This window comes from Pseudomonas luteola NBRC 103146, from assembly GCF_002091675.1.
GTDB classification, from domain to species: domain Bacteria; phylum Pseudomonadota; class Gammaproteobacteria; order Pseudomonadales; family Pseudomonadaceae; genus Chryseomonas; species Chryseomonas luteola.
The window spans coordinates 1-1971 of sequence record NZ_BDAE01000069.1; the positions used below are offsets into that span (position 1 = coordinate 1).

Annotated in this window: 4 protein-coding genes; all 4 read right to left on the bottom strand. The window is 54.6% G+C overall.

Translation table 11 applies throughout. From position 1 onward, the window contains the following. Nucleotides 1-160 precede the first annotated feature (160 nt). The 4 genes from PLU01S_RS25005 to PLU01S_RS25020 are packed head-to-tail and all read right to left on the bottom strand — an operon-like array spanning nucleotide 161 to nucleotide 1797. Nucleotides 161-523: a hypothetical protein gene (locus tag PLU01S_RS25005; protein ID WP_084339963.1), complete on the bottom strand. Its 363-nt coding sequence runs from the start codon at nucleotides 521-523 to the stop codon at nucleotides 161-163. A 1-nt stretch (nucleotide 524) separates the two neighbouring features. Continuing rightward, on the bottom strand, nucleotides 525-950 hold the full coding sequence (locus PLU01S_RS25010) for a glycoside hydrolase family protein (RefSeq protein ID WP_208859645.1): 426 nt from the start codon (nucleotides 948-950) through the stop codon (nucleotides 525-527). Further along, complete coding sequence (locus PLU01S_RS25015) at nucleotides 950-1414, bottom strand: phage holin family protein (protein WP_084339964.1); 465 nt, start codon at nucleotides 1412-1414, stop codon at nucleotides 950-952. The genes PLU01S_RS25010 and PLU01S_RS25015 overlap by 1 nt, the downstream gene beginning before the upstream one ends. Beyond that, nucleotides 1411-1797 carry a putative holin gene (locus PLU01S_RS25020; protein ID WP_010794601.1) on the bottom strand — a complete coding sequence of 129 codons (387 nt, stop codon included), beginning with the start codon at nucleotides 1795-1797 and terminating at the stop codon, nucleotides 1411-1413. The genes PLU01S_RS25015 and PLU01S_RS25020 overlap by 4 nt, the downstream gene beginning before the upstream one ends. Nucleotides 1798-1971 lie beyond the last annotated feature (174 nt).

Below are 1971 nucleotides of genomic sequence, written 5' to 3' on the forward strand. Positions count from 1 at the left end.
CCTCGGTCACTGGCCATTGATGATGGTGTTTTGCTCATTGATCCACTCTTGCAGGCTGCTGAGCTGTTCAGCATTGGCCCTACAGGTGGCGTAATTCTGGGTGACGGTTGTTGCTATGGTGCTCAGCTTGACTTTAGGGCCTGCTGGTAGAGGTTGAAGCTCACGGGGCTGTTGCATCAGTAGCGCCGGAGGCAGCATCCAAACTGATTCCTCGGGCCGCTGCGTCGTGCACGCGGACAAAGCCATCAGGCACAGAGCACTGATCATCAGCTTTAGGGGTGATATAGATCGGCACCTGCTTGATGATGGTGTCGGCCTGCTTGTAAACGATCCTTTCTCTATCCACATACTGAGTCACTACCCTATCTCTTACCTTGACGAGTACCTGAACATCCTTGACGGTCTGTTTCAGTTCCTTTTCTTGGTTGTGGGTAGCTCCAGATACCCAGCCATGCGCCCATATCGCAACACCCAGGGCCAGTACCGCGAGGTATGCCCATATGCGAGGTATGAGTAGGTTCATGTCAGCCCCAGGTGCCGGTACGCATTGCCTGAGCGAGTTCTTTGGCGCGGCCTTTTACTTGAGTAGCCCACTTGCTATCAAGCATCTCGGTAGCGGCTAGGTCGAACTGCTGGTTACCAATCGCTGCCAGCATCTTCTTGAAGCCAGCTAACCGAGATCGGCCAAGATTGAAAGCCATCTCAATCATGACTTCCTGCCGCACGCCATCTAGAGACTGATAGCGAGGCACCACAGCTAAGGCATCCTTGATTGCATCATCGATATCGTTAGCCAGTAGAAAGGCAATCTCGGAGTCTCTGAGGCCTTTGTCGTCCAGGTTGCGACCTATACCTATGGTCAGCTTCCCTTCAGTATCCAGATACGGCTTGTTGCGTTTGTCTTCTTTGGCGGCAAGACGACGCTGAAGCCTTGCCATGTCGATAGCCATTAATGCCGTCTCCGCTCAGTGCGTCCGTCCCACTCATCCCATGTGGCGATCTTGGCGACGTTGCCGTTCGCTCGACAGACCAGAATCAGGATGATGGCGAGAATCATGGTGTTGTAGATGGATACTTCAGGCCATTCCCCGTACACGAGGATGCGGCCTGAGATGCTTAGCCATTGCTGAGCGGTGGCTGAGGCCAGTCCGAACGCGCACAGGCTAGGCAGGAGGCGGTACTTTGACCTGCCCCTTGAATACTTGAAGGCGATCATGATGCAGATGCCAGCGCATACGGATGCTTGAGCCAGTGCCGCATAGCGAATGGGCTCCGTCAGGTATCCGTATGTCGCCATGGCCGCTGTCATCGCAGCAGCACACATCGCCCCTGCTTGATTATCCCGGCGGTAGTAGATGGCCGAGATGGTTGCAAACAGGATGGTTAAAAAGATCAGTACCGAGGTTGAGGTCATGGCTGCGTGTCTCGCTTACCCAGGAAGCGATTCAGAATGAACAGGAGCCACTTGGGCGCTCGTCCAGTCTGTATGGCTTCCAAGACTGAGATGCAGACAACTACACAAATAAGGCCTGCGATGAATGCTGCAAAGCCGCTGGTTTGTGCCCATTTCTGGGCAAGCAGCTCTACAGCTCCGAAGTAGCCGCCTATCCACCCCACAAAGAGGTAGCCCAGGCGCTGCAGCACCTTAAGATCCTTGGCGAAAATGATAAAAGCGAATGCTCCCCCGAACGCGCCTACTACGGCGGCTAAGTCCACTCCGGGGAATATGCTGGCTAAACTGAGTCCGAAAAATCCCGCAGCCAGCGGTGTACCTAAGCTGGTCGTGGGTTCGGCCATGTTTGCTCCGGTTGTAAAATCCCGCTGTAAAGGGGATCAGCGGGTGCCAAGGCGCTTGGCTTAAAAGGGTGACAGGCGACCGGCATCAGCCAATCCATACCTGTCTATTGGTCCGTCATGGGGCTGTTGTCCGTACCGGAGCACGCATGCGGGACTAATTAGGGCCTTATTTCA

Bases quoted from the DNA above. Each gene is read 5' to 3' on its own strand.
- PLU01S_RS25015 (WP_084339964.1), bottom strand. From the start codon at position 1,414: ATGACCTCAACCTCGGTACTGATCTTTTTAACCATCCTGTTTGCAACC.
- PLU01S_RS25010 (WP_208859645.1), bottom strand. From the start codon at position 950: ATGGCTATCGACATGGCAAGGCTTCAGCGTCGTCTTGCCGCCAAAGAA.
- PLU01S_RS25005 (WP_084339963.1), bottom strand. From the start codon at position 523: ATGAACCTACTCATACCTCGCATATGGGCATACCTCGCGGTACTGGCC.
- PLU01S_RS25020 (WP_010794601.1), bottom strand. From the start codon at position 1,797: ATGGCCGAACCCACGACCAGCTTAGGTACACCGCTGGCTGCGGGATTT.